Origin of the sequence: Flavobacterium sp. J49, from assembly GCF_011742145.1 — a bacterium.
In the GTDB taxonomy this organism is placed as follows: Bacteria; Bacteroidota; Bacteroidia; order Flavobacteriales; family Flavobacteriaceae; genus Flavobacterium.
This window is the reverse complement of the sequence record NZ_JAAQQU010000043.1, coordinates 1-306: the sequence shown is the minus strand read 5'-3', so window position 1 is coordinate 306 and position 306 is coordinate 1. Positions and strand designations below refer to the sequence as shown.

Genomic DNA, 306 nt, shown 5'->3' with positions numbered 1-306 from the left:
GGAACAACCACAGTGACTTATACTGTAACTGATAAATGTTATACTACCTCAACAGTAACCAGAAGCTTTACTATCACACCGGCTCCGGCTGTACAGGTTAATGCACCGGCAGCAAGCTCAACAAGTGCTTGTGCTTATGCAGACCAAGCAGCAGTTAATGCGGCGTTTGCTACTTGGTTAGGAGGATTCACCGTAAGCGGTGGTTGTGCTTCAAGCGGAAGCTATGGACAAGTAAGTGCACCGAGTGCTTGTGGAGGAACAACCACAGTGACTTATACTGTAACTGATAAATGTTATACTACCTCA

The 306-nt window shown here is 45.8% G+C and carries 1 protein-coding gene; it reads left to right on the top strand.

Going from position 1 to position 306, the window contains the following annotated elements; all coding sequences use genetic code 11:
• A partial coding sequence (locus HA632_RS01485) for a hypothetical protein (RefSeq protein WP_176305480.1) occupies positions 1–306 on the top strand: 306 nt, incomplete at both ends.